Source organism: Streptomyces murinus, assembly GCF_002154555.1.
GTDB classification, from domain to species: Bacteria; Actinomycetota; Actinomycetes; order Streptomycetales; family Streptomycetaceae; genus Streptomyces; species Streptomyces murinus.
The window spans coordinates 220-512 of sequence record NZ_MUNF01000647.1; the positions used below are offsets into that span (position 1 = coordinate 220).

1 protein-coding gene is annotated in these 293 nt (G+C 68.9%); it reads right to left on the reverse strand.

All coding sequences use genetic code 11. The features are described from left to right. Nucleotides 1-36: 36 nt before the first annotated feature. Nucleotides 37-291, reverse strand: a complete 255-nt coding sequence (gene folB, locus CCN72_RS32270; protein ID WP_244174583.1) for a dihydroneopterin aldolase — start codon at nucleotides 289-291, stop codon at nucleotides 37-39. Nucleotides 292-293: the final 2 nt, after the last annotated feature.

A 293-nucleotide genomic window follows, 5' to 3' on the forward strand; every position in this document is an offset into this window, starting at 1 on the left:
CGGTCGGGTCACTGTGACCCTGGACGAAAGGTCGGGTCATACTCGGCTCCGGGTGATGGTGACGGTCACGTCGTCGAAGGGGACGGTGATCGGGGCGTCCGGCTTGTGGACGCACACCTCGACCTCCTGGACCCCTTCGTGTTTCAGGCAGGTCTGGGCGATCCGCTCGGCGAGGGTCTCGATGAGGTTCACCGGCTCGCCCTCGACCACGGCCACGACCTCCTCGGCCACGACGCCGTAGTGCACGGTCCTCGTCAGGTCGTCGTCGGCCGCGGCCGGCCGGGTGTCCAGGC